Raw genomic sequence first — 834 nt, forward strand, 5'->3', positions numbered from 1 at the left:
CCCCTCATGACCACGACATCTGCGGTGCCGGCCGCCTCCGCCCGGCGACAGCAGTCAGGTCCCCCCTTGCTGCTCCCCGCCGTGGCGTTCGCGGCGCTGATGGTGGTGTCCATCGTGCTGGCCCGGCAGACCCCGCTGCCCACCGATTCGGCGGCCGACACCCTCGCCTACTACAAGGACCACGCGACCGCCGCCAAGGTGTCCGGGACGCTGCAGTTCGCCGCCTCGCTGCCGCTCGCGGTCTGGGCCGCGATCGTCTACCAGCGGCTGCGCCGCCTGGGCGTCACCGCTCCCGGCCCCGGCATCGCGCTGGTGTCCGGAGTGCTCGCCTCCGCCGCGATGGCGCTGTGCGGCCTCACCGTCTGGGCCGCCTCCCGGTCCGGGGACCTCGGCGACGCCTCGCTGGCCCGCTCGCTGGCCGACCTGACCTTCGCCTCCGGCGGGCCCGGGCACGTGGTGCCGTTCGCCGTGATGCTGGCCGGGGTGGCCGTGCCGATGCTGCTGCTCGGCTTCGGGCCGAAGGGCTTCGCCTGGGCCGGCCTGGTGCTCGCCGGGATCGGCGTGCTGGGCACCCTGGCCCTGCTCTCCACCAGCCTCGGCTTCTTCCTGCCGATCGCCCGCTTCGGCGGCCTGATCTGGCTCATCGCGGCCAGCGTGATCCTGCCCAAGCAGCGTCCGCGCCGCACGCCGGGCGCCGAGGTCGACCCGGCCTGACCGGGTACCCGGTGTTTCTGACTGCTCCGGCGCGGTGACGGCCCGGACCCCCGTTGGTGGTGCTCCGGGGCAGGGCCGTCCCGGTCGGGGGCGGGCGGCGGGGGCGCGGCGCCGGGAGGC

At 75.9% G+C, this 834-nt stretch carries 1 protein-coding gene; it reads left to right on the forward strand.

Annotation, left to right across the window (positions count from 1 at the left end; translation table 11 throughout):
• Positions 1–66: 66 nt before the first annotated feature.
• Positions 67–714 (forward strand): DUF4386 domain-containing protein, encoded by a 648-nt coding sequence (locus VR45_RS30645; RefSeq protein WP_078880412.1) that lies wholly within the window; start codon positions 67–69, stop codon positions 712–714.
• Positions 715–834 lie beyond the last annotated feature (120 nt).

This window comes from Streptomyces sp. NRRL S-495, assembly GCF_000966955.1.
GTDB classification, from domain to species: Bacteria; Actinomycetota; Actinomycetes; order Streptomycetales; family Streptomycetaceae; genus Kitasatospora; species Kitasatospora purpeofusca.